General features: G+C 43.1%; 24 protein-coding genes and 2 pseudogenes. 24 read left to right on the top strand and 2 right to left on the bottom strand.

Features of this window, described 5'->3' with window-relative positions:
* The first annotated feature begins 63 nt into the window (after window positions 1-63).
* The 5 genes from ppdK (at window position 64) to VV089_RS13035 (ending at window position 6,126) form a co-directional block, all read left to right on the top strand.
* On the top strand, window positions 64-2,688 hold the full coding sequence (gene ppdK, locus VV089_RS13050) for a pyruvate, phosphate dikinase (RefSeq protein ID WP_172544370.1): 2,625 nt from the start codon (window positions 64-66) through the stop codon (window positions 2,686-2,688).
* Window positions 2,689-3,153: 465 nt separating this feature from the next.
* A complete protein-coding gene (locus tag VV089_RS13045) occupies window positions 3,154-3,828 on the top strand; it encodes a response regulator transcription factor (protein ID WP_334336149.1) in 675 nt (224 codons plus the stop codon).
* Between the two features lie 14 nt (window positions 3,829-3,842).
* Complete coding sequence (locus VV089_RS13040) at window positions 3,843-5,096, top strand: HAMP domain-containing sensor histidine kinase (RefSeq protein ID WP_334336148.1); 1,254 nt, start codon at window positions 3,843-3,845, stop codon at window positions 5,094-5,096.
* Between the two features lie 60 nt (window positions 5,097-5,156).
* Entirely contained in the window at window positions 5,157-5,300 is a 144-nt protein-coding gene (locus tag VV089_RS25265) for a WxxxWxxW domain-containing protein (protein ID WP_442891531.1), read from the top strand.
* Between the two features lie 73 nt (window positions 5,301-5,373).
* Window positions 5,374-6,126, top strand: a complete 753-nt coding sequence (locus tag VV089_RS13035; RefSeq protein WP_334336147.1) for an alpha/beta fold hydrolase — start codon at window positions 5,374-5,376, stop codon at window positions 6,124-6,126.
* Between the two features lie 278 nt (window positions 6,127-6,404).
* Here the strand turns inward: VV089_RS13035 and VV089_RS13030 are convergent, their stop codons facing one another.
* Window positions 6,405-7,580 carry an IS91 family transposase gene (locus VV089_RS13030; RefSeq protein ID WP_334334785.1) on the bottom strand — a complete coding sequence of 392 codons (1,176 nt, stop codon included), beginning with the start codon at window positions 7,578-7,580 and terminating at the stop codon, window positions 6,405-6,407.
* Window positions 7,577-8,425, bottom strand: a complete 849-nt coding sequence (locus tag VV089_RS13025) for a tyrosine-type recombinase/integrase (protein ID WP_172544120.1) — start codon at window positions 8,423-8,425, stop codon at window positions 7,577-7,579. The genes VV089_RS13030 and VV089_RS13025 overlap by 4 nt, the downstream gene beginning before the upstream one ends.
* Window positions 8,426-8,833: 408 nt before the next feature.
* On the opposite strand from VV089_RS13025, the gene VV089_RS13020 reads away from it, so the two are divergent.
* The 19 genes and pseudogenes from VV089_RS13020 to VV089_RS12930 all read left to right on the top strand — a co-directional run bounded on the left by VV089_RS13020 (window position 8,834) and on the right by VV089_RS12930 (window position 26,272).
* Window positions 8,834-9,250, top strand: coding sequence for an AraC family transcriptional regulator (locus tag VV089_RS13020; protein ID WP_334336146.1), 417 nt, complete (start codon window positions 8,834-8,836; stop codon window positions 9,248-9,250).
* Window positions 9,247-9,837 (top strand): ATP-dependent Clp protease proteolytic subunit, encoded by a 591-nt coding sequence (locus tag VV089_RS13015; protein ID WP_159749999.1) that lies wholly within the window; start codon window positions 9,247-9,249, stop codon window positions 9,835-9,837. The genes VV089_RS13020 and VV089_RS13015 overlap by 4 nt, the downstream gene beginning before the upstream one ends.
* A 562-nt stretch (window positions 9,838-10,399) precedes the next feature.
* On the top strand, window positions 10,400-10,915 hold the full coding sequence (locus tag VV089_RS13010) for a sigma-70 family RNA polymerase sigma factor (RefSeq protein ID WP_334336145.1): 516 nt from the start codon (window positions 10,400-10,402) through the stop codon (window positions 10,913-10,915).
* Between the two features lie 87 nt (window positions 10,916-11,002).
* Window positions 11,003-11,428 carry a sigma-70 family RNA polymerase sigma factor gene (locus tag VV089_RS13005; protein ID WP_334336144.1) on the top strand — a complete coding sequence of 142 codons (426 nt, stop codon included), beginning with the start codon at window positions 11,003-11,005 and terminating at the stop codon, window positions 11,426-11,428.
* Between the two features lie 83 nt (window positions 11,429-11,511).
* A pseudogene (locus VV089_RS13000) lies at window positions 11,512-11,672 on the top strand (sigma-70 family RNA polymerase sigma factor); the annotation flags it as partial.
* Window positions 11,673-11,736: 64 nt separating this feature from the next.
* Window positions 11,737-12,354, top strand: a pseudogene (locus VV089_RS12995) (hypothetical protein); the annotation flags it as partial.
* A 15-nt stretch (window positions 12,355-12,369) separates the two neighbouring features.
* Window positions 12,370-12,735 (top strand): PrgI family protein, encoded by a 366-nt coding sequence (locus VV089_RS12990; protein ID WP_334336143.1) that lies wholly within the window; start codon window positions 12,370-12,372, stop codon window positions 12,733-12,735.
* Window positions 12,728-15,067: a VirB4-like conjugal transfer ATPase, CD1110 family gene (locus tag VV089_RS12985; protein ID WP_334336142.1), complete on the top strand. Its 2,340-nt coding sequence runs from the start codon at window positions 12,728-12,730 to the stop codon at window positions 15,065-15,067. The genes VV089_RS12990 and VV089_RS12985 overlap by 8 nt, the downstream gene beginning before the upstream one ends.
* A gap of 103 nt (window positions 15,068-15,170) precedes the next feature.
* A complete protein-coding gene (locus VV089_RS12980) occupies window positions 15,171-15,578 on the top strand; it encodes a DUF6075 family protein (protein WP_334336141.1) in 408 nt (135 codons plus the stop codon).
* A 47-nt stretch (window positions 15,579-15,625) separates the two neighbouring features.
* Window positions 15,626-16,417, top strand: coding sequence for a class B sortase (gene srtB / locus VV089_RS12975; protein WP_334336140.1), 792 nt, complete (start codon window positions 15,626-15,628; stop codon window positions 16,415-16,417).
* A 76-nt stretch (window positions 16,418-16,493) separates the two neighbouring features.
* Window positions 16,494-18,227 (top strand): lysozyme family protein, encoded by a 1,734-nt coding sequence (locus VV089_RS12970; RefSeq protein WP_334336139.1) that lies wholly within the window; start codon window positions 16,494-16,496, stop codon window positions 18,225-18,227.
* A gap of 482 nt (window positions 18,228-18,709) precedes the next feature.
* Window positions 18,710-19,420: a LytR/AlgR family response regulator transcription factor gene (locus tag VV089_RS12965; protein ID WP_334336138.1), complete on the top strand. Its 711-nt coding sequence runs from the start codon at window positions 18,710-18,712 to the stop codon at window positions 19,418-19,420.
* Entirely contained in the window at window positions 19,417-20,715 is a 1,299-nt protein-coding gene (locus VV089_RS12960) for a sensor histidine kinase (protein ID WP_334336137.1), read from the top strand. Before VV089_RS12965 ends, VV089_RS12960 begins: the two co-directional genes overlap by 4 nt.
* 116 nt (window positions 20,716-20,831) lie before the next feature.
* Window positions 20,832-21,566 carry a hypothetical protein gene (locus VV089_RS12955; RefSeq protein ID WP_334336136.1) on the top strand — a complete coding sequence of 245 codons (735 nt, stop codon included), beginning with the start codon at window positions 20,832-20,834 and terminating at the stop codon, window positions 21,564-21,566.
* A gap of 10 nt (window positions 21,567-21,576) precedes the next feature.
* Complete coding sequence (locus VV089_RS12950) at window positions 21,577-22,602, top strand: hypothetical protein (protein ID WP_334336135.1); 1,026 nt, start codon at window positions 21,577-21,579, stop codon at window positions 22,600-22,602.
* Between the two features lie 85 nt (window positions 22,603-22,687).
* Window positions 22,688-23,698: a hypothetical protein gene (locus tag VV089_RS12945; RefSeq protein WP_334336134.1), complete on the top strand. Its 1,011-nt coding sequence runs from the start codon at window positions 22,688-22,690 to the stop codon at window positions 23,696-23,698.
* 619 nt (window positions 23,699-24,317) lie between these two features.
* Window positions 24,318-24,770, top strand: a complete 453-nt coding sequence (locus VV089_RS12940; protein ID WP_334336133.1) for an RNA polymerase sigma factor — start codon at window positions 24,318-24,320, stop codon at window positions 24,768-24,770.
* Between the two features lie 792 nt (window positions 24,771-25,562).
* Window positions 25,563-26,078, top strand: coding sequence for a type II toxin-antitoxin system PemK/MazF family toxin (locus tag VV089_RS12935; RefSeq protein WP_334336132.1), 516 nt, complete (start codon window positions 25,563-25,565; stop codon window positions 26,076-26,078).
* Window positions 26,079-26,122: 44 nt separating this feature from the next.
* Entirely contained in the window at window positions 26,123-26,272 is a 150-nt protein-coding gene (locus VV089_RS12930; protein WP_334336131.1) for a hypothetical protein, read from the top strand.
* Window positions 26,273-26,279: the final 7 nt, after the last annotated feature.

Below are 26,279 nucleotides of genomic sequence, written 5' to 3'. Positions count from 1 at the left end.
AAAGGACAAGCTCCATGCGAAAACTGCACCGGTGAAACTATTTTTTAGGAGGGAAACAGATAAATGGCAAAATGGGTTTATTTATTCAAGGAAGGCAATGCTGAGATGCGGAACCTTCTGGGCGGAAAAGGTGCGAATCTGGCAGAGATGACAGGCTTGGGACTGCCGATTCCCCAAGGCTTTACTGTTACGACAGAAGCATGTACCGACTACTACAACAATGGAAAGCAGATTTCCGATGAGATCAAGGAGCAGATCTTTACTGCCCTTGCACATCTGGAAGAGCTTCAGGGCAAGACCTTCGGCGACACGGAAGATCCCCTTCTGGTATCCGTTCGTTCCGGCGCAAGAGCTTCCATGCCTGGTATGATGGACACGATTCTGAACCTTGGTCTGAACGACGAGGCAGTAGAAGGCTTTGCAAAGAAAACCGGCAATCCCAGATTCGCATATGACTCCTACCGCAGATTTATTCAGATGTTCTCCGATGTAGTTATGGAGATGAGCAAGACCTTCTTTGAGGGAATTCTGGACGAGATCAAAGAGTCAAAGGGCGCCAAGTATGACACCGATTTGACAGCAGATGATTTGAAAGAGGTTATTGCAAGATACAAAGCCATTTATAAGGAAAAGATGGGCGAGGACTTCCCCCAGGAGCCCAAAGTGCAGCTTATGGAGGCCGTAAAGGCCGTATTCCGTTCCTGGGACAACGAGCGTGCCATTGTATACCGCCGTATGAATGACATTCCCGGCGACTGGGGAACTGCCGTAAACGTACAGGCCATGGTATTCGGAAACATGGGCGACACCTCCGGAACCGGCGTTGCATTTACCAGGAATCCGGCTACCGGCGAGAAGGGTATCTTCGGCGAGTACCTGATCAATGCCCAGGGCGAGGACGTTGTGGCAGGTATCCGTACTCCCCAGCCTATCACCAAGCTTGAGGAAGATCTGCCTGAGTGCTTTAAGCAGTTTATGGAGATTGCGAACCGCCTGGAAGAGCACTACCGGGATATGCAGGATATGGAGTTCACCATCCAGGAAGGCAAGCTGTACTTCCTTCAGACAAGAAACGGAAAGAGAACGGCTCCCGCAGCCATTCAGATTGCCTGCGATCTGGTAGACGAAGGCAAGATTACACCGGAGGAAGCTGTGCTTCGTATTGAGGCCAAGTCCTTGGATCAGCTTCTGCATCCCACCTTTGATCCGGATGCACTGAAGGCCGGCGAAGTGATCGGAGAGGCGCTTCCTGCATCTCCGGGAGCAGCGGCAGGCAAGGTATACTTTACTGCAGAGGATGCGAAGAAGGCCCGCGGCAAGGGTGAGCGTGTCATCATGGTACGTCTGGAGACCTCCCCGGAGGATATCGAGGGTATGCATGCGGCAGAAGGAATTCTGACGGTGCGCGGCGGCATGACAAGCCATGCGGCAGTTGTAGCCCGTGGTATGGGTACGGCCTGTGTATCCGGCTGCGGCGAGATTAAGATTGATGAGGAAGCCAAGTACTTTGATCTGGGCGGACATCACATTGTAGAGGGCGATTACATCTCTCTGGACGGCTCTACCGGAAAGATTTATCTTGGAGATATTAAGACGATAGAAGCGTCTGTAAGCGGCAATTTCGGACGTATTATGGCCTGGGCGGACGAGTTCCGTACCCTGGGCGTGCGTACAAACGCAGATACTCCGGCAGATACCAAGAATGCGATCAAGCTTGGAGCAGAGGGCATCGGCCTTTGTCGTACCGAGCATATGTTCTTTGAGCCGGAGCGTATTCCGAAGATCCGCAAAATGATTCTCTCCGATACAGAGGAGATGAGAGAGGAAGCTCTCTGGGAGCTGATTCCTTATCAGAAGGGCGATTTCAAGGCCATGTATGAGGCTCTTGAGGGCAAGCCCATGACGGTTCGCTACCTGGATCCGCCTCTCCATGAGTTTGTTCCTACCGACCCGGCTGATATCGAGGCTCTGGCTAAGGATATGCATATGACCGTGGAAGAGGTTGAGGCAAGATGTGAGGAGCTCCGTGAGTTCAACCCCATGATGGGACACCGCGGCTGCCGTCTGGCCGTTACCTATCCGGAGATTGCAAGGATGCAGACCCGTGCGGTTATGGAAGCCGCTATTGAGGTAAAGGAAGAGAAGGGCTACGATATTGTTCCGGAGATTATGATTCCTCTGATTGGCGATCAGAAGGAGCTGAAGTTTGTAAAAGAGATGGTTGTGAAGATCGCAGAGCGGGTGAAGAAAGAGAGGAATTCCGATATTCAGTACCGCATCGGAACTATGATTGAGATCCCCCGTGCGGCTCTTCTGGCAGGAGAGATTGCAGAGGAAGCTGAGTTCTTCTCCTTTGGTACCAATGACCTCACCCAGATGACCTTCGGTTTTTCACGTGACGACGCTGGCAAGTTCCTGGATTCCTACTACAAGTCCAAGATTTATGAGTCGGATCCCTTTGCAAGGCTGGATCAGAACGGCGTGGGCAAGCTGGTGAAGATGGCTGTTGAGGAAGGCCGGGCTGTCAGACCGGATATCAAGCTTGGTATCTGCGGCGAGCATGGCGGAGATCCTTCTTCTATTGAATTCTGCCATAAGACAGGTTTAAGCTATGTGAGCTGTTCCCCGTTCCGCGTGCCCATTGCACGCCTTGCGGCGGCGCAAGCGGCTCTCAACTCACGTAAGTAAACGAGTGTTAGTGATTTTGCAGAACAATTTTTCCAATTTCGCAAAATTTAATTTTCGCTGAGACGGAACACGGAACTCAATAGAAATGAATCAAGAAGAGGATCCTGATAGACTATACTTTCAAGATCCTCTTCTTCTCTTTTTTTGGAGAAGAGAAGGAGAGAATGGTTTTTCTTTTTTGATGGTGGTGGAGTGAGGCAAAACTGACGATCCTTTGCCGCAGTCAGGAAAAAAGTGCTTAATATATATCGATATGTTGCGAAATATCATAGAATGTAGGCAAAGGAAGATATCATGGAAAATAAGAAAAATATAGACAATGGATCAAAGACCGTTGTTATTAATTAAAAAATATCAGCAGGGGTAAGTGAGAATATCGAAAAGGAAAACAGTATAGTTGATGAACAGAAAATTGACCACTTTTTGACTTATTTGCAGTATCATATTCTGGGAGAGGAGGTCACTATGGCATACAAAATACTCATTGTTGATGATGAAAAAATGCTGACAGAGTTATTGTCAAGTCACTTACGGAAGTGTGGATATGAGGCTTTTGTAGCGGAAAATGCACAGCAGACAATATCCATGCTGAATGTCTATCCGGATTTGATTCTGCTTGACATCAATATGCCGGAAATAGACGGACTGGAGCTATGTAAAATGATCCGTCAGAATGTCGTCTGCCCTATTTTGTTTCTGACAGCCCGGATTACGGAACAGGACAAAATAAACGGCCTGCAGGCTGGCGGTGATGATTACATAACCAAGCCGTTCAGCCTGAAAGAGTTGACCGCAAGAGTGGCGGCTCACCTGCGGAGGGATGAACGAAGCAAGTGTACGCCTAAAATCGTTTCTTCCCAGGGCTTGATCGTAAATCTTGCGGAACGTACTTGTTTTTATGGGGAAAGGCCGCTGAGCCTGTCAAACCGTGAGTTTGATATTGTGGAGTTTCTGATGCGTAACGTGGGTCAGATATTCGACAGGGAGCGGATCTATGAAGCCGTGTGGGGACTGAATGCCGAAGGAGACAGCGGAGTTATAAAAGAGCATATCCGAAAGATCAGGAATAAACTGAAGGAAGCTACGGGCAGGGAATATATCGAAACAGTCTGGGGGATGGGGTACAGATGGAAAAAATGAGGAAACCCGGATCAATGAAAAGAGCTTTTATCTGTGCGGTAGCTGCTACAATGTTTCTTGTTTTTGCGGCATCTGTCCTGACGATTTATGGATGCTACCGTATACAAAAAGTGATACTTCCCGATTCTCAGGAAGTCTGGCTGAATATGCGGACGGTCACAGCGGACGGGAGGGTATTAGAGGGAGGGCAGAGGGTTATCCTTGACGAACCCGCCCAGGTGGGTATGCTCGTTCCCACCGGAGTGGATGTAACTTTGGAGAATACGGAATTCATAATAGAGAAAATCGAGTCTGGCTTTGCGGCGCTTCGCCCAAAGCAAAAGTTCGTATACAGAATGGCAGGCATTTCTATGGTGTTGTTTCCTTTTGTCTATTCCATTACAGGTATCATGCTGTGCGCATGGTGGTTTTACAGGAAAGAACTGTCGCCGCCCATTCAGGTTCTTGCCGATGCAACAAAACATATCCGGGAGCAAGACCTTGATTTTAGGGTTGATTATAACAGGAATGATGAATTAGGAAGGCTCTGCACCGCTTTTGAAGAAATGCGGCAGGCGCTCTATGATAACAACCGTCAGCTATGGAACATGATTGAGCAGCGCAGAATCCTGCAGGCATCAGTGGCACATGACCTTAGAAATCCCATTGCGATTGTTGAGGGATATGTGGAATATATGCAGCAATGCCTGGCAGATGGAAATCTGAATGACGAAGAATTGCGGCATACACTGTCTAACCTTGCGGTAACGGCAAAACGGCTTGAACATTATACAGATTATATCCGTGACCTGAATGCGATTGAAGAAACGGAAACAAAGTATTCCGTAGTTCAATTACCGGACTTTTTAAGAAGAGCTACGGAAAGTTTTTCGTTTTTTGCCAAACAGCGCAGCCTGGAGATTGCATACCATTCTGCCATATCCGAATGTCAGGTAAAATTAGACGAGCAGATCTTTTACCGTATTGTCGAGAATATCTTTTCCAATGCCGTTCGATATGCCAAAAGCAAGGTGAATTTCGGGTACTCCCTTACAGATGATATGCTTATGATAACCATATCAGACGATGGCAAAGGCTTTTCAAGGGCAATGCTCCGTAAAAAGAACACTTTTCTTTATTCTGAGGATAAAACGGGAGAGCATATGGGCCTGGGATTGGCTACAAGCCGTGTCCTTAGCCAGAAACACGGCGGAAGTTTAGAACTTTCAAATATTGCTTCTGGTGGAGCTTGTGTAACAATTAAACTTGCAGTCCACAAAATGGGATGATATTTTTATTGGAGAAAAAAGTGATCGGCAAAGAATCAAATCAAGATTTGTTTTGGAAGAATGGATAAAAAAAGAACGGTGAATTGGATAATAGTAATTATAGTTACTGTTGGATATTTAACAATAAGTATTGTGCTTGATGCATGGACTTATTCTTGGCTTATATGGGTAATTTATGCGGTTTATAGATTTGTTGCAAAATAAGAAAATTTGAAAGTGAGTTGAAGTAATGTTTTATAATGCAAAAAACAATAATATAAAAATAGAGCAAAGTAATATGGATTATGTAAGTTTTGGTGTAGGAAATAAAAATTTAATTATAATACCAGGACTAGGAGATGGATTAAGAACTGTTAAAGGTATGGCTGTTTCACTTGCATTTATGTATAGACAATTTGCAAAAGAATATACAGTGTATGTGTTTAGCAGAAGAAATAATCTGGCAAAAGGATTTACAACAAGAAATATGGCACAAGATATAGTTGAAGCAATGAATTTATTAAATATATCAAATGCTGATATAATGGGAGTTTCTCAAGGTGGAATGATAGCACAATGTATGGCAATTAACAATCCAGAAAAAGTAAATAAATTAGTTTTAGCAGTAACATCTTCAAAGCCTAATGAAATCATAAATAATGTTGTTGGAAACTGGATTCAGTTAGCAAAGAAGGAAGATTTTAAAAATATATTCCTAGATACAGCCGAAAAATCTTATAGCGAAAAGCATTTAAAGAAATATAGAAAATATTATAATATTCTATGGAGAGTTAGCAAACCAAAAGATTATAAAAGATTTATTATTCAAGCTAATTCGTGTTTAATACATAATGTATATGATGATTTAGATAAAATTAAATGTCATACTTTAATAATTGGAGGAAAACAAGATAGTATTGTAGGAGTAAATTCTTTAAAAGAAATAGCAGATAGAATTAGTAATAGTGAATTATTTTTATATGAAGATTATGGACACGCAGTTTATGAAGAAGCAAAAGACTTTAATGAAAGAGTTTTAAAGTATTTATAGAGATAAATCGTTAAGGAAAGAATCGAAGGTGGTGCAAACGAAAAAGCAGCTTTGATCTTTCGATAACTGCCCTTTCGTTTGCATCAGTTTCGATTTTTCCTGGTTGAACAAAGGCGCGTCTGGGTAGCCGCTGTATATGGGCTTTCAATTTTGACGCTCTTTGCAAAACAGTATGTTGGATACCTGTGCATATGGAGAGGAATTTTTAAAAATCATTTCCAGCGCACCACGAATAAGCCCCCATAGGAAGCTTTTTTTAAATATTCAGCTACTGGTATTCAACATAATAAGTGTGGCTCAAGTCTTATGCAATACCTGCCAGATGGCAGAGGAATGATGTTCCCTCCGCAGGATGAGCATTTGCAGACATCCTTGTTGTAGAGCAGCTTGATAATAGCGGGCACATCAAGAGCCTTAAGTCTGGAAATGTATCTCTTACAGCCAAGCAGGTTGCGGCATAGTGTAATCTTCCTGTTTTTATTCCGGGAAGAAAGCAGACCGTAATGCCGGATCCGCACAAAACGCTTGGGAGGAACATGCATCAGAAACCTCCTGATGAATTCCTCCCCGGAAAGTGTGAGTTCCTTCCACTGCCCATGGTTTTTGTAATCCTTCACAGTAAACGTAACCGTGGAATCCGTCATACCCTTTATGCGGTAGTTGCTTATGGCAATCCTGTGGGTATATTTGCCAAGATATTTGATAACAGACTCCGCACCATGAAATGGCCTCTTGCAATAAGGAATCCATTCTTTGGCATAGCACGCGTCCAAAAGCTGTTTGAAAGCATAATGATTTTTGTAAGGTTCCGCTGTTCCATAGAACTCCAGCTTTCCATCCACCCATAGCTGTTTTAGCCCGGCAAGATACTTGCCCCGAAAAACCTTGGAAAGGACCTTGACAGGGATAAAAAAATCCTCACCGTTATCCTTCCAGTGGTTCTTAGCATCCAGACCTCCGCCTAACACGATGGTGTGGATATGGGGATGGAAATTCATTGCACTTCCCCAGGTATGGAGAATGCAGATATAGCCTATGTCTGCCCCAAGATATTTTTTATCTCTGGCAAGTTCGCTTAAAGTATCGGAGGCAGCATGGTAAAGGGCATTGTACAAAAGCTTCTGGTTGCTGTAAATGACGGGATTAAGTTCTTCCGGTACAGTGAAAACCACATGAAAGTATGGGGCGTCCAGTATATCCTCCCTGCGGGCATCCACCCATTTTTCCCTCGGGAACTCCTGACACATAGGACAACACCTGTCCCGGCAGGAATTATAATGGACGGAAATACAGCCGCAGTCCATGCAGACGCTTACATTGACACCAAATGCGCCGGTTTTGCAGTTCATGATGTGATAAACTGCTTTCTGCTGTGCTGCAGACAGTCCATGGGTTTTCTCATAGTCAGGATAAAAGCGGTTAAACACATCCTGTATCGTGCAGTTTTCGCTCATGACTCACCGCCTTCCGAAACATCAAAAGGGCTGCGGATTCCAAGCAGCGTTTTGTTGCTTACATGCAGATATACATCTGTAGAGCGGGGATCGACATGGCCAAGAAGTGACTGGATATATTTGATATCCACCCCGCTTTCGAATAAGTGACTGGCAAAACTGTGACGGCAGGCGTGGGAAGACACGCGGCGTATTATGCCGGCCTTTTTAGCGCTTGCTTTGAAAAACTGGTTAACGCTTGAAATATCGAGGTAATCCCCAGTCCATGAACTCGGGAAGAGAATGCCCTTTGGTCTGCCACACTGAAACCAGTATTCGGTAAGCAGGTCGAGATTCCTCTGGGAAAGGATCGTATATCTGTCGATGCGGCCTTTTGTTTCCCGGACATGAATGGTCATGTTAGTACGGGAAATATCATCATAGTGCAAATGGAGAGCCTCAGATACACGCAGCCCGGAAGAATACATGGTAGCGATGATGGCCTTATGCTTAAGGTTATCAGTCGCTTCAATGACAGCATTGATCTCCTGTGGCGTAAGCACAGTTGGAAGATTCCGCTCACGCTTCATGGCAGGGACTTCCTCGTCATCCCAGGCAATCTTCAGGACTCTTTTGTAGAGAAACTTGATAGAGGAACGATAGTGATTATGAGTTTCAGGGGATCTGCCCTCCAGACGTTTCATGGTAAGAAAGGCCTCTGCATCCTCAAGCGTGAGGTCAGTAACAGGCTTATTGGTGCAGCGCAGGAAATAGCTGACATTACTGCAATACAGTTGAATTGTCCGTTCTCTAAGGTTGCGTTTTTCCGCAGCATGGCGGATGGATTCAAAAATATCTTCGTACATAAAAAACCTCCATGATAAGTAGTATTGAGTGTTTAAAGTGACGTCTACTTACCAGGGAGGTGCATTGGCATCATAATTCCGGTTGCGGAAGACACCAAAAAATGATATTGTATTCATAGGCAGTGGAGGTCTCCGTATTTGATTGTTTTGTGTGGTAACTTAACAATACCGTATTGCGGAAGATTTTTCCACTGCTTTTATTTAGAGGAACGTAAAAACTGCGCCACAGCCCTGGCAGGCCATCGCGCAGCGATTTTGTTCAATCGGGATTTTACGGAGAAATAATTTATGCATAACAAAATGGCGGCAGGATTATTCTGTCGCTTTTCTGCTTTCTAATTAGGGCAATTTCTATTAAGATAATTTTAAAAAGTTATGTTATATTAAATAGGGAGAGGGGTGTCATATATGAACAATAATACAGTTGTAGAAAAAATAGTAGACTATATAGAAACGCACATTAATGAGGATTTGTCGCTTGATAAAATAGCAAAAGCATTAAATTATTCAAAATTTTATATAGCCAGAATTTTTACTGAAGAAACAAAATGTACGCTTTATAAATACATACAGGGGTGCAGGCTGTCTTTGGCTGCTCAAAAACTTGTAGAAACAGAGCAGCCCATTGTTGAAATTGCTTATGAAGCACATTATGATTCACAGCAAGCATTCACATTAGCTTTTAAACAGTTATATGAATGCACACCTAATATTTATCGAAAAAATGGTGTGTTCTATCCTAAACAATCGAAGATATGCATGATGGGTTCGTTTCATGGATACTCATTTATGTATCATTTAGCAGGGGGTAAATTGGCAGCATGAGTACAATTCCGTATGTTATTGAACAGACAAGTCGAGGAGAACGAAGTTATGATATTTTTTCAAGACTATTGTCCGACAGAATTGTTTTTTTAGGAGAAGAAGTAAGTGATGTTTCAGCAAATTTGATTATTGCACAAATGCTATTTTTAGAATCACAAGACCCAGGAAAAGACATTCAGTTATATATAAATAGTCCAGGCGGTTCTGTTTCGGCGGGATTTGCTATTTATGACACAATGCAATATGTCAAATGTGATGTTTCGACAATATGTGTAGGTCTTGCTGCAAGTTTTGGAGCTTTTTTATTGGCAGGAGGTACAAAAGGAAAACGTCTTGCTTTGCCTAATGCAGAAATTATGATACATCAGCCTGCTATTCATGGAAATGGGATTCAAGGGCAGGCAACAGATATAAAAATTACATCTGACCACATACAAAAAAGCAAAAAGCGATTAAATACCATTTTATCAGAAAACACAGGTAAAAGTATTGATGAGGTTGCTATTGCAACGGAACGTGATAATTATATGACGGCAATAGAAGCAATGGATTTCGGCTTGATTGATAAAATTATAGATAAGCGTTGATTTTTTATAAATAAAGCATTTTTTTCTAAATAAAAATCAGTATTATTACAAAGGAGAAAATATAAAGTCGATGAACATGTGATATAAAATCACGGTTTGTCGGCTCTATTTTATTTCATAAGGTTTTAAGGCAAACGCCCACCAAATAAAAAAAACGAGGTTCGGTGGGCGATATTGCTATGCCCGAAAAGACTTAACAGACACTCTCCAAACCTGTTTTAAAGTTTGGAGGGATTTTTTATGTCCTTTTTTCGGGCAGTAATCCATCTGCTCATGCAACGCAGATTTGACTTATACATAGCATATCGGGGATTGGCAGAAAGCCAGTTAAAAAAATCCCTGCCCATGCAACGCTACTTCTTACCATGAAACCAGAAGTAGAATCTCCACTTAATAGAATTAGAATCACTCATAACCGTAGAGGTCACAGAGCCTTTGCGGTTTTTCTTTTGTCGTTTTTTATCGGAATGTGCCGCAGGGCTGTTTCTGCTGTTGGCTGCCGTTCGCCGCCTTTCCCATCTGGATTTTAGCATTTCAAAAATTCAGATGGGAGGTACTTACGGTGAGATACGCACCAAGAAAAGTATATATCAAAGAAAGCAGCGGTTATGTGGAATTATCCTATACGGACTTCTGCCGCCGCAGGCAAGCCGACCAGAGTTACATGGACAAGCTGTTTATCCCCGTGCAGGGCTGTCTGCTTGAAGTCGTGCGGGAACAGTACACGGATTTCTATCGGGATAAAGAACGGTGGCGTTATCTGAAAAAACTGGACACAAGCCACAAACTGCTGTCATTGGAGGGATTTACAGACAGTGAGGGGAAGGTGCTTGATTTCATTGTTGATGAAGCGGTGGACGTTGCGGAAACCGTTGTCCATACGGTAATGGTGGACAGGCTGAAAGCTGCCCTGCCTTTATTGTCGGGTAGTGAGCAGACATTGATAAACGCCATCTTCTTTGAAGAACTATCCGAGCGGGAAGTCGGATTGCGGTTAGGCGTGACACAGAGCGTTGTCAATAAACGCAAAGCCAAAATCCTTGCGAAGCTGAGAAAGATAATCGAAAACAAAATTTAAGGCGTTCAGCCCCCTTATTTTTTCCTTTGGGAAAATGAGGGGGCTTTTTCCTGCCCTCTCAATCAATTCTGATTGGAGGAAATAAGGATGGCATACAACCACGGACGGGAAGACAGGAAATGGCGTATCTGGAAAGAAGCCGAGGAAAAGGTTTTGCGTGAGTGCGGTGTTGATGAAGCAACCATTGAGCAAATCCGCACAGACGACAGGGCAGATTTTAATTCCAACAGGCGGTTTTACCGATGGACAAGTGACTTCGGAGAATACCTTGAGGAAATGGCGGGCAGGGAGAAACAGCTAGAGGTAAGGTCGGTAATGGATTTACTGGATGAGATTGAGAGCGAAACGCTGTATTTTGCGTTAGTCACAGTGGACAGGCTTACATTACAAATCATCGTGCTGAAAATACAGGGGTATTCCACAAAGGAGATTGCCCCGCTTGTGCATTTGACGACGGGAGCTGTCTATGCAAGGTTAGACCATTTGCGGAAGAAGCTGCGGAAAATTTTATAGCGTCTTAGACAGCCTGCCGTCCTGCGGGCTACTGGGTGAGGGGTGGAAATTCTCTCACTCATATTTTTCGGGAGGTAAGCAGGATGGCATACAGAATTAAGGCTTACATGCTTCGGGAAGAATCCACGGAAAGCGGCACGAGGTATTCTATCAGCTTCAAGGATGGCAGGGAGGGTATCACGAGTTGGAAGTATCAGAACAGTTCTTTATGGAGTTTCGGCAAATGGAAAAGCATCTCAATAACTAACAGTTCGATAATTCTATTGTTTTTATGTTTGAGATATTTCCTTTATGTTCTATAACGAGCTTTCACAGAAGTAAAGAAACCGGAACACGCATTGAAACTTTTTGTCCGCTTTGCCCTTGCAAAAGGTGTAATCACTTACGGACTGGAACTGATGATGGCGTTATTTAACATCGTGCAGGGGACGATCAGCACGATCATGAATACCGCAGGATTTGGGAGCGCACAGCAGACCGTTCTTCCAACGGAGATTGTGGAAGCGGTGGAGGATTGCGGCTTTTTTGAAAGTATCCCGCTATGGGCGGTCACGTTGATTGGCGGGCTGTTTATCACGGTGCTGTCTTTCATTATGATCATGAGTGTGTACGGGCGGTTTTTCCGCCTGTATCTGTATACCGCTATCGCTCCGATCCCTTTATCATCGTTTGCCGGGGAACCGAGCCAGAACGTGGGGAAGAGTTTTCTGAAATCCTATGCGGCGGTGTGTCTTGAGGGGGCGATTATCGTATTGGCGTGTATCATATTTTCCGTATTTGCGGCGTCCCCGCCTGTGGTAGACCCGGATGCTGCGGCAGTTACAATGGTATGGAGTTATATCGGAGAGTTAATCTTCAATATGCTCGTTCTGGTCGGCACGGTCAAAATGGCAGACAGGGTAGTGCGTGAAATGATGGGATTATAACGGAGGTGTGATGAGTTGGAAGTAAAAATTAACCGGGAAATCCGTAATTATACGGAATCCATGTTTTTCGGACTGTCCATGCGGCAGTTCATTTTTTCGATTTTAGCCTGCGGCGTTGCTGTCGGGTTTTATTTTTTGCTCCGCCCGTATCTGGGAACGGAGACGGTAAGCTGGGTGTGTGTTTTGGGAGCAGCTCCCTTTGCGGCGATGGGATTTGTGAAGTATCACGGAATGAACGCAGAGCAGTTTCTTATGGCGTGGATCAAGTCAGAGTTTTTGATACCCAAACGCCTGCTGTTTGCCCCGGAGAATCTTTACTATGAAATCCTGAAACCAACGATTGAAATCCATGAAAAGGAGGAATTAAAGCGGCATGATTAAGACTTTGAACAACATTTTTAAGCAGGATAAGGAGAAGTTCGCAGTACCTGGAGGCGTCCAGCAGGCAATCCCGATTCAGGCGATATGGGAAGACGGAATTTTTCAGATAGGGAAGAACAAATTTGCCCGGACGTATAAATTCGTGGACATCAACTATGCGGTGGCAAGCCGGGAGGATAAAGAAGCGATGTTTCTGGAATATAGCGAACTTTTAAATTCCTTTGACAGTGGGGCAACCACAAAAATCACGATTAACAACCGTAGGCTGAACCGTCAGGACTTTGAAAAGGCAATTTTGATTCCTATGCAGGAGGACGGACTGGATTTATACCGGAAAGAATATAATGCTATGCTGCTTGAAAAAGTGACCGGAGCAAACAGCATGGTGCAGGAAAAATATGTGACGGTATCCGTCTATAAAAAGAGCATTGAGGAGGCGAGGACGTATTTTGCCCGTGTGGGTACGGATTTGACCGCCCACTTTATGCGGCTCGGTTCCAAATGTGCGGAGATGGAGGCAACGGATAAGTTGAGGGCGTTGCACGATTTTTACCGTACCGGGGAAGAAACAGGCTTTACCTTTGATTTGTCTAAGACCATGAAGAAAGGACACAGTTTTAAAGATTTTATCTGCCCGGATTCGTTGGAGTTTGAAAAAGATCATTTCCGTATGGGGAACCGATACGGGCGTGTGCTGTTCTTGCGAGAGTATGCCTCATATATTAAGGATAACATGATTGCAGAATTGACGGACTTAAACCGAAACCTGATGATGAGCATTGACATTATCCCGGTTCCCACGGACGAGGCGGTGCGGGAGGTGGAAAACCGTCTGCTTGGTGTGGAAACCAATATCACAAACTGGCAGAGACGACAGAACGCAAACAATAATTTCTCCGCAGTGGTTCCCTATGATATGGAACAGCAGCGAAAGGAAAGCAAGGAATTTCTGGACGATCTGACTACCCGTGACCAGCGGATGATGTTTGCGGTGCTGACCGTGGTGCATACCGCTGATACAAAGGAGCAGCTTGACGCTGATACGGATACGCTGCTGACGATCGCAAGAAAGCATTTATGCCAGATGGCGGTGCTGAAATATCAGCAGATGGACGGGCTGAATACCGTGCTGCCGATTGGACACCGGAGGATCCATGCGCTCCGTACCCTGACAACGGAAAGCCTTGCAGTCCTTATGCCTTTCCGGGTGCAGGAGATTATGGACGAGGGCGGCATCTATTGCGGGGAAAATGCTATCTCCCATAATCTGATTATGTGTAATAAAGAAAAACTGTTGAATCCAAACTCTTTCCTGCTTGGCGTACCGGGAAGCGGGAAGTCTTTCAGCGCGAAAATGCTGATCGTGTTCCTGGCGTTGGCTACCGGAGATGATATTTTGATCTGTGATCCGGAGCGAGAGTATGCGTCACTCATTGAGGCAATGGGCGGTGAAGTGATACGGATTGCAGCAGGCAGCCGTGACCATATTAATGCGATGGATATGGTAGAGGGCTATGGAGATGGAGGAAATCCGGTCATTGATAAGTCCGAGTTTGTGCTGTCTCTATTTGAGCAGTTGGATAAAAAAGGTGTCAGTGCAAAAGAGAAATCCATCATTGACCGCTGTACCGGGGACGTATATGAAGATTTCCGGAAGGGCGGCGCTGTGCCAACCCTGTGTGTTCTCCGTGAAAAAATGCTGGCGCAGCCGGAACGGGAGGCGAAAGACCTTGCGCTGGCATTGGAGCTGTTCACAAGCGGAAGTCTGGACGCATTTGCCCATGAGAGCAATGTGGACGTGAATAACCGTATGGTAGTGTATGACATCATGGATTTAGGAAAGCAGTTGAAAACAATGGGGCTTCTGGTTATTACGGACGCTATGTTAAACCGAGTGACGGAGAACTGGAAAAAGGGCAAGCGTACCCATATCTTTTTGGACGAGTTTCATGTAGTATTTGAAAACGAGTATTCCGGTGCATTTTTCAATTCCGCATGGAGACGGTTCAGAAAGAGGAATGCCTTTCCGAACGCCATCACGCAGAATGTGGAGTATCTTTTGGACTCCGTGCTTGCCAGTACCATGTTATCCAACAGTGAGTATATCGTTATGCTGAATCAGGCGGCGTCAGACCGCCAGAAACTTGCGGAGTTATTGAACATCTCCAATGAGCAGATGAGTTATATTACCAATGCAGACGCAGGGTGCGGATTGATTAAGTACGGAAGTTCCCTTGTGCCTTTTATCAATAAATTTCCGAAGAATACGAGGCTGTATAAACTGATGACAACCAAGCCGGGGGAGGACAGTATGAACCGGAACCGGACGTAATGTTACGCCTGAATAAAATGAAGAAACAATGAAAGCGAATGTGATAGGCAGTCTGGCCAGCGGTGGGAGCGTTGACAGGCTGCCCTTTTGAATGGAGGTATTTATGGCAGAATTTCGATTTGCGTCAAAAGAACATGAAAACTTTTTCTTTTCCATGCTAAAAAAATGTGATAACCACGACAGTTATCATCGTGCATTTTTCTATTGTGTCGGTATTTCTGATACAGCGAGGAGTAATGTGGGCAGGCTGTTTGATTTTGAAAAGCATCAGATCAAACCAGAGGGACTTCATGAGGGATGGCAGACAGGAGGAACCGTGCGGCTTACACGCCTTGCCTTTAACCTTTGGAATGGATATGTAGAGCCGGAAGATGAGCGGATGTCAACGCCGTATGAGATCTTTGATTGCGGATATGCCCCGTATTTTTACGAAGCGATCCGGCAGAGATATCCGGAGTATTGCCGGGAACTGCCGCCAGCGAAAGAGAAAAGCGCAGGGAAAGAAAGATAGGAAAAGAATAGCGTGGACGTGAAATGTCCGCGGGAATGGAGGGAACCTTGAAGAATCTCAATACAAAAAAGAAGTTGTATCTTGCAGGAGTGGTAATCTGCCTCCTGCTTTTTACCGTCTCCATGTATCAGATTATCAGTTATTATGCAAATGCAAACAAAGCGGAGGAGGAATTTGCACAGTTAACAGAAATGACAGAGCAGGCGGAGGATATGCCGGAAGAAAAACCGGAGGGAACAGGGGAGACAGAGGAACCGTCCCTATTGGAGCGATACCGGGAATTGTTTAACCTGAACAACGATATGGCGGGGTGGATTAGAATTGATGGGACACAGATCAACTATCCGGTCATGTATACGCCGGACAATCCCGATTTCTATTTGAAGCATAATTTTGAAAAAGAATACAGCGATTATGGAGTGCCTTATATTGCGGAGCAGTGTGATCTGATAGAACCAAGCGACAATGTTATCATATACGGACACCACATGAAGAATGGTTCTATGTTTACGGGGCTGATGGAGTATGAAAAGGAAGCGTTTTATAAAAACCATAAGATCATTCGTTTTGATACACTGACGGAAACTGCAGAGTACGAGATCGTTACGGTATTCAGGACTACGGTATATGGCGATACGGGATTTCCGTATTATCTGTTTTCTAATGCAGAAAAGCCGGAGGACTTTATCGGGTATGTAAAACGGTGTAAATCCCTTGCATTCTATGAGACAGGTGTGACCGCAGAGTATGGGGACAAACTGATTACCCTTTCTACTTGTGAGTATTCAAGGACGAATGGACGGCTTGTGGTGGTAGCAAAGAAAATCGTGGAGGAATAAGGAAAAATCTATATCCGAGTACCACAAGGATATTCCATAATGCCATCCGGCAGAATCAAGGAAAAGGAGGGCAGGCATGAGCAAAGAGATTAGGACACGGCAAGTCCATAGGAATATAAAAGCGCTGGACAAGACGGTTACAGGTGTGGAGTGGGTAAAACATGCCTATGTCCGTACAAAGGACGGTGCAGAGCATACACAGATACAGCATTATGATACACCGGAAGAATATGCCGGGGACAAAATCACGCATGGAACAGATAACGCCGCCCGTGAAACTGTTCATCAGATTACAAAACAGAGCGGCAGGGTTATCGACCATGTGAAAGAGAACGGCTATCAGTCGAAAGAGCAATTATCCAAAACCGCGAGACAGGAGGCAGGAAGAAAAGAGGCACAGAAACAAGCTGGGGAGAGGGCGCTGCGTCAAAAAGCAGTGGAGAAAAAAGCGTCACAGATGCGGGAACTTCCCAAACAGACCATTAAGACCGCAGACCGGAGCGAAAAGACGATCAAGACCGCTCATCAGGCAGGACAGACGGTAAAGAGTTCCGGTAAAGGAATCATCAAAGTCTCCAGTAGGACAGTGAAAACCGCTGAGCGGACAGCACGGACAACCGTGAAAACTACAGAACAGGCAGCAAAAGCGACACAGCAGGCGGCGAAAGCGTCTGCAAAGACAGCGCAGAAAGCGGCGCAGGCGACAAGACAGGCAGCAGAACGAACGGCGAAAGTTGCTGTCCGGGAAACAAAAGCCGCTGTCCAGGCAGTGATTGCATCTATGAAGTCTTCACTCGCGGCAATCGGCGTGGGCGGATGGATTGCGGTATTGATCTTGATGATTGTTGTACTGTTTGGAGGAATTCTCTGTATGGTGGGAGGAGATAATTCCGGCAGTGTCAGTCCGGTTAGTGCAGAGGTAGAGGCGTATGAGCCGCTGATCCGCCAGTATGCGAACCAATATGGAATCGGGGAATATGTAGAGCTGATCAAGGCAGTGATGATGCAGGAATCCGGCGGCAGAGGATTAGACCCTATGCAGAGTTCTGAAGGCGGATTTAACACACGCTATCCGAGGAAACCGAATGGGATCACGGATCCGGAGTATTCCATCCAGTGCGGGGTGCAGGAAGTAAAAAGCTGTCTTGTGAGCGCAGGAGTGGAGAATCCCATCGATATGCAGAACATCAGGCTGGCATTGCAGGGATATAATTTTGGAAATGGTTATATCTCATGGGCAAAAAACCGCTATGGTGGTTATTCCCTCGCAAATGCAGCGGAATTTTCCGATATGATGGCGCAGCGCATGGGATGGAGCAATTATGGAGATAAGCAGTATGTACCCCATGTGTTACGGTATTATGCTTTTGGAAGAATCCCAACGGGAACAGGCAACGGAGCGATTGTGGCGGTGGCGCTTACGCAGGAGGGAAACAGCGGGGATACCTATTGGAGCTGGTACGGGTTTGCCGGCAGGGTGGAATGGTGTGCCTGCTTTGTATCGTGGTGTGCCGATCAGTGCGGTTATATCGACAGCGGTGTAATGCCAAGATTCTCTCTTTGTTCGGACGGTGTTAGATGGTTTGAACAGCATGGGCGATTCCGAGATGGAAGTTATGTTCCGGCGGCGGGGGATATCATATTCTTTGATTGGGGAAATGACGGGACGATTGATCATGTAGGGATTGTGGAAAATGTTATAGATGGAGTGGTGCATACTGTGGAGGGAAACAGCGGAGATAAGGTGAGAAGAAAATCTTATTTGGTAGGCAGCAGCGTGATTTACGGATATGGAATTCCGACATATTAGAGATGTATTTGAGGAGGATTTGTTATTAAACAGTTTAAGGGCATATGTGCATAAACCGGGCTGGGGCTGACGGAAGATCAGATAAAGGTTTCAAGTTGCCAAGCATGCGATAAAACGATCCAGTGGATCGTTTTGAGCGAAGTAGAAGAAAAAAGACAGGCAAGAAACTGAAAGGTTCAGAAACGCTAAAGTGCATCAGGAAGTTTAGAAAACTGGAATAGATAAGAAGTGAGGGGGCAGTCTTTAAGGCTGTCCCTGATATATGGAGAAGCATTGATATACTTTATTGCTGGTATTTTTAACGAGGTTGTTGCTATGTCAAAAGTGAATGTGTTCCAGTTTGTCATTGGGAATATAAGAATATTTCGAGTAAAAGCCGATTACAACAAAAATTGAACCGTTCAGGCGATAGCCTTGTATACAAAATTCTTTTTCGTTATAATAGAAAATATTATTGTAAAGAGAAAAGGGAGCGGATAAAAGTGATTCGGATTGCAGTTTGCGAAGATGAGCAAATTCTTTTAGAACAGTTGACGGACGATATCAAAAATATATTGAATAAGCATTCTGTTATATACAGCGTCAAGGCATATGCAAATGGAAATGCACTTCTGGCGCATAAGGAATTTGATATTTTATTTTTGGATATTGCTATGCAACCCATCACCGGTCTGGAATTGGCAAAAAGGTTGCGAGCCAGAGGCGATGAAAGCAAAATGGTCTTTATCACGGCACACCGGCAATATGCGATAGATGCATATGATGTTCAAGCATTTCATTACCTTATTAAGCCTGTAGATCTAAATAAGCTTGAAGCTATACTCCTGAAGCTGTGTTCCCTTCTCAAAGGAGAATACGATCAAGCACTTTCAGTTTGTCAGGGAACAATGCGAAGAAGAATTCCTTTTGAACAAATATTATATCTGGAGGTTATAAATAGAAAAATTTATCTGCATAAGAATAATGAGTCTGTTCCATTTTACGGTAAATTAAATGAAATTGAGCCAATGTTACCAGATAGTTTTTTTCGTTGTCATCGGAGTTATATTGTTAATTTTGATCATGTGAAGTATTACAAAAAGGAAACGATTTGGTTAGACAATGAATACACTGTGCCGTTATCCAGACGCAGGCATCAGGCATTTGGTCTGGCATTCATGTATTATCTAAAAAAAAGGGGAGATGTCTTTTGAGTGTTTTAACAATATGGGCAACAGGCTGGGGAATTTTCTTAACTTTTTATCAATATCTCTTTTTAAAAGAAATGCTTGGAGCAAAGTATCGTTATACTTATCTTTGGTTTTATATGGGAAGTTGGCTATATGGACACATGAATGCATGGTTCGGTATTGTAGGCACTGCGTGGGGAAATATGATTTATTTATGCGTTTGTGCATTTACTCTGAATACACTGCTGTTTCATGGAAGTATCATAAAAAGGGGTTTCTTTACTCTGTGGATGTATGGGATTCAGGAAGTGGCAAGCGGTATATTTTACCAACTGTTTATGGTTGCAGTAGATTTAACCGGGCGGGAAGACTGTCTTGATATGGTACTGAATGCAGTTAACTTGATGGCAGGTCTTGTGCTTTTTTTTATGATGGAGGTTTTAAAACGTAAACTGCATTTGCTTAAACGCGATTTTGAGGATCGCGATGGCCTTTATCTTATGTGTATTATTACATTTATTTGTGTTGCAGTCAGTATGACACCAATGACATTTGACGAAGTAAATAATTGGGATGCCAGATATATACATACAGTTGTGATTCCAAGCGGACTGATCGTAATTGGCGGAGAAATGCTGAATGTCTATTCCGTTATCATGTTAGAACGACGTCTGGTGGAACGACTGGCAAAACAGCAATATCAGATACTGGGAGAACACTTAGAAGTTTCAAAGGAGCAATATGAACAACTGATGAAGATTCGGCACGACATGAAAAATCACAGTTTATGTCTTGCACAGTTATTGGAAAAAGGAAATGTAGAAGGAGCCAGACGTTATCTAAAACAATGGAATACCATCATAGAAGAGGGAGAGACTGTTATTCGGACAGGCTCTATTTTTGCTGATGCCCTGTTGAATCCGAAATACCAACAAGCAAAGAAACTTGGAATCGATATTTCGATTCAGATGAGTGTGCCTGGTGAGGAACTGATTGCTCCTGTCGATCTCTGCTGTCTGTTGGCAAATGCGCTGGATAATGCAATAGAAGCTTGTCAACGAGGAATTACAGCAGGGTATCCGGCAGGATGGATACGAATGAAATCACAGATACATGCCAAATACTGGGTATTTGAAATTTCAAATAGTACTTATTTACCAGTGAAATCACACGAAGGTAGATTTATATCTTTCAAACAGATTCCAGTAAGTGGAATTGGACTACAAAATATTAAGACGATTGTTGAGCAGTATGAAGGGGTACTTGACTTAAAGAGTGAAACATGTTTCACTCTCAATGCTATGTTTCCACTACCTTAAGCACCAAAAAACAGTCCATTCACAACATTCGTATAAATTTATATGATACATTGACCGATACTCTAATATAACTCATTACAATATTCAACTAAGATTTATATTAGGAGGACTTTGAGATGTTTATTGGAAAAGTAAATAATTTATTTAATGTAGATGCAATAAATCGTAAATTCAATCGAAATACAACGAATGAAGAAGAAAAGGGTTTTTTACGTAATGATATTGCAACAATATCGCCAAAAGGAAAAGCAATGAATACAATAGAAAGGCTAATGAAACAAAAGGATTTTATAAAAGAGTGTAAAGCCTCGTTGCTTGAACAGATGACGAATAATGAAACTGGATATTGCGCTGCTGATATAACAAAGAAAATAGAAGAGTATGAAAAGCAATTGGATTCACTTGATGAGCAAATTGCGAAGGAAATGGCAAAGCAAACAGATGGAATGGAAGAAGAGAGTTCAAACAGTATGTACAAAAAAAACCAACCTTTGACAAAACAGGAAGCCAATAATAAAAGAATGGCTGATATTACGAAGATGTCAACAGAGGTAGGAAAAGGTGAAATGATAAATTCAGTTAAAAATAGATTAGAGGGGGAGAAGGGAGTATTAGAAGCAGAATTGAAGTCAGGAGATTCTGAAATAAAAAGGCAGAGGATAGAAGAAATTGACAATAGAACGGCAGAACTATCAAAAAAAGCGGGTGAAACTTTAGCAAGAGTCAATAAGATATCCAATGATTCAGAAGAAACCTTAACAAAGGAAACATCAGCTAAGAGAGAGGATGAAACTGATAGTGAGGATGAAAAAAACAATCTTAAGGGTAGGGATAATGAGATATTAGTTTAAGGAGATAATTATGCGTATTGATATAGGACAGACCACCAATTTATTTCATGTAGATGCGTTAAATAAAAATAGAAACAGTAATGCACAGGAAAAAAAGGAAACTAAGGGAATAAACATATTGCCGCGTAAAGATGTTGCAACGATATCGCCAATGGGTAAAGCTTCAAGCGCATTGCAGAACTTAGTGAATCAGATAGAAGTTAATCAGGGAGGAATCAAAGATCAGAATCCTCAAAAAGACAGTGGGCATGTGAACGATGAAAATTGTCCGGAAACAGTACAATATAAGATTTCGAAAGAAGGACAGGAGCATTTTCAGAACCAAGTTGAAAATGGAACACAGGGAACATTCTCGAATCAAAATTTAGATTGGACAAAAGTACGGCAGGATTCTATATATGATGGGATAATAGAAAAATCCGATAATGGATTTAACAACCCTACAATAGAGATGGCGCTTCGTGGCACATATAATGTTTATCTGAATGAGGCATATGAGCAAGGAAAAGCCCCTGAAGTAAATATATATGATCATATTGTGAATATTCATAAAGATAGTCTTATGAAAGCCTATCAGGATGTTTATAATGACATTGTTACTGGATATGAAAATGGTACGCGGGAAGTATGGACACAGGATTTTGAAGGGGGAGCCGACTATATTGAGTTTGAAATGGATGGGAGAAACTACCGTTTTCATAAGCTTACAATGGAGGAAGAACTTGCCAGGCTTGACAGAGCATACGAGAAAGTGGCAAGGATTGCGGAAGATGGAGCAAATAGTATGATTAATACTCAAAAAATGCTAGAAAAGGTCATACCTGAGTATCAAGAAAAGATGAGAGAAATTGAAGCGCAGCGTGCAGGCAGAAAGCTATCTGAAATGGGGGAAAGTCCGGAGATAATGGCAGAGAGAATAAAGGATAGGCTCTCAATGATAGAGCAAAGTACGGAAAGAATCAATCTGTTTGAAATGTTCATGGAAGCGCGGAAAAATTGGTTGAACGTGAAAAATTTCACTTCATATAGTGAATAATCAGGAATGGCTTTAGCAGAAGCGTCGCTGTCAGTTTGGCTATAAGTGTTGCAATATACTTAGTAGAAACAGGAGGAATCGCAGAATGAATATATCAGGTGTTTCTTATAATGGAACTATGCAAAATACAGAGCAGAAATCCATTCAGTCATTGCAAAACGTGGGAAGCAAAGGCACGCTTACCGGGATGAGGCTGTCAGAAGGAAAAAGATTAGATAGCTGGGAAATTACACATGTGCAAAGTGAAAATTCTGTTTCATTGGCAAATAAATACCAAACAGGATCTATTAAGGTGGTACATACTGAAGATAGGCATTATTTAAGAAATACGGAACAGTATTTCGGAGTGTTTGAACAATATGCAAAAGGACAGATCAGTGAGGATGAACTTACAGCATATTCTGCTGCGTTTAGAAGTGAAGTTAAAAATACTCTGAACACGGATGATTGGGTAGGGGGTATCAACGCCCTTGTGAAAGAGATGAAAGAGAATATCTCGAAGGGAATTGCCAATACGCCGGATAACCTCAAAACAGAGTTTTCTGTAGACGGAATGAAGTTTACCTGGAAAGAATTGACGGATATGTACAAAACAGGAGCGTATATCGATAAATTTTTGGCTGCCGGAGGTTCGGGAACTTATACCACTTACTCCCACATAGGAATTGCAAAGGCATATGTGCATAAATCGGAGTTGGGTCTGACGGAAGATCAGGTAAAATTTTTAAGTGAAGCGGTAGAAAAAAAGATAGACAGGAAGTTGGAAAGTTCAAGGCTCATTTTAGAACTGGCGACAGCGGATAAACAAAATCCCATGTGGGAAGGGTACTATATCGGCGGAACCAGAACGCAGCCGGTTGCGTCCAATACGAAGATGATTTCCGAGATTGCAGAGGCATTTTCTAAGATTGATCCGAACGATAAAAGCACTTATGATGCGGCAGTGGACAGATTCCAGAAGATCATGCGACCCTGGGAGACGATTTTTGCAAGTTATGTAGCAAGGCAGGCGCCAGGATACGCAAGTTCTTATGTGCATGAGAAAGAGAGAAATTCCCGGGCAGGCTTTCAAACTATTTGGAATGGAACATATTAGGAGAATATCATCTTATGAATATTTACCGCAGGATTCTCATTGATCTTCCCGATTTTTTGAATACGAATGAGAAGAAAGCAATTATGAAAATACCGCAGATGAAAGCAGATGGCAACATAGCAAAAGAATAAAATCTGCTTTGCCTATTAACAGTGAATGGAGGACGTGTTCTGACCTATGCACAGATTTGATAAAATATGGGGGGAAATATCGTTGGATTAGGGGTTAGTTCTGTAACAATACATTTCTCCCGACAAAGGAGAAAATGTTATTCAATACAGTACAGGGCAGTGTCCGCCGAGAAAAAATAAGCAATACATAAGTGCCATAGTCTTTCAGGAGATTATGGCATTTTTTTATTCGACAAAATTTCTAAAATTCTGTAAAAAAATTACATTATCATACGGGAACATACAAAAGGGTGTATCCAAGAGAAAACGGATATGCTCTTTTTGTTGCCAAGTATGCGATAAAACAGTCCGGGGGACTGTTTTGAGTTGTCAAAGTATCCGAGAGGAGCTGCTGACGGCAGCTCCTTTAGGTTATTGGTTGCTTCATGCGGGGCGTTCACCGCCGTCCAATCTGGAATTTTTAAAAATTTCAGATTGGAGGAAACAGCATGGAAGGAAGACACCCTAAAAGAAGAAAAGATAAATACAATCCCTATAGGATATGGGAATTAGACGGGCATTATTACATTTCCTTTAAAGATGGGCAGGGAGCGTTGCATGAATTTGAGATCAGTGAGCAGATTTTCTATGCCTTTGATACGTTTGAACTGGAGGACTTGTCATATCTCAATGTGTGGGACAGACATATCGAACAGTCGGAGATATGGGAACCCACCTTAAGCCGGAGGGTATTCAGGAAACCGGAGGACTTTGAAAAAACTATCTTAGAGAGATTACAAATGGAGAAATTACATAGCGCAATCCGCCAGTTACCGGAAAAACAGAGGACAAGGCTGCTTATGCATTACTATGACGGTCTTACTTATGCAGAGATTGCAAAAAAGAAAGCTGTTCCATACGGGCGGCAGAATACAGTGTGCATGGGGCGATACGGAGGCTAAGAAAAATTTTGGAAAAAATTTAAAAAAGCACTTTTGGGTTTTTGCTTCTAAATGAGGAAACAGATGAGAGGGGAAGAAATCAAAACCCCGGCTCATCTGTTTTCCTGCTTTGGGAGGACAGAATTGCACTTTGACAATTCCATAATCATTTACCATGTACCTTCCTGTTGTTATCGTGATGAGCGTAAGCAACATTAGCGGATACGCCATGATCTACATGGGGTGAGGGCAGCGAAATCCCACTTATTAGAAAAATGGTTTGCGGCTGTCTTATCCCATGCGGTGAGCGACAACTATCCGGCTATAACTATCGGATTGCTACCGATAAGGCGATAACAGACAGCAGGCATAATGATACTCCCGTCCAGTCACAAGTCGAGCGTGAGCGCCTTTTGGGTGTGAAAACGCCGCAACTAATGAGGGCGGCTCCGGGCGATCCCCGGAGGGGTGTGATTCCCGTGGAGCTGATCCGCAACCAGCCACATGGTAATTTCCCTATGCCAGCCGCAGAGCATTTCAGCATAAGCGGAGGTGAACGCCGGGGTGTCGAGGACAAATAGGCTTATAAGGCTAAAAATGGTAGCCGGACACAAGCATGAAAATATTCTGAAGAATAATCAAAAAACTATGTTCTTGTGTTCGGCTGATACATACCTGAAATGCAGGAGAATTTTATTTTTCGACAGGTAAGGTGTATTTGCGTAAATTTTAATTTTCAAAATATTTTTTGCCCTGAAACAGAAAAAGAGAATTGAATTTAGAAAGTAAAAAATTATGGAGGAGAATCTTATTATGGAAAAAAGAGAAATCAAACGTGGAGATATTTACCATGCAGATTTAAATCCCATTGTTGGAAGTGAGCAGGGAGGATACCGTCCGGTATTGGTGATTCAGAATAATAGAGGGAATAAGCATAGCCCGACTGTAATTGTCGCCGCAATTACAAGCAGACCGAAGCATAAGATGCCTACTCATGTGCCATTAAAAGGAATTGAAGGATTAGAAAAGGATTCCGTCGTGTTGCTGGAGCAGTTGAGAACCATTGATAAAAAGCGTTTGGATGATTATGTGGAATCATTGGACAAGCAGCAGATGTTAAAGGTTGAGAAAGCATTATGTTCCAGTACAGGGATGAGAAAATTGGATAAACCGATATTGATGTGCCTTTGCCCGGTATGTGCAAAGCCATTTTTTGAATCTAGGGAGTATTTTATCCAAAGGGCAGACAAAAATCAGAACTTGAAAGAAACTTGTATGTTCTGCAATGTCAGGCAGGGGTATGACTATTTAATAAGAAGAAATCATTAACGGCAGATAAGACTTGACGCTGATTCTATATATGGAGGTAGGAAATGAGGTTAAATAAAGAATATGCAGTAATGGTGCTGATAGAAATTCTTTTTGAAAAAGGTTTAGTGAATGAAACTACTTATAAGAATACATTGCAGTATCAAAAGTCACAATGTAATGGAAGTAATTCGCACATTTCACAAGTAGCCTGATTTCAGA

The organism is Candidatus Merdisoma sp. JLR.KK011 (assembly GCF_036941125.1).
GTDB lineage: Bacteria > Bacillota > Clostridia > Lachnospirales > Lachnospiraceae > Laedolimicola.
This window is presented reverse-complemented; position numbering and strand designations above follow the sequence as displayed.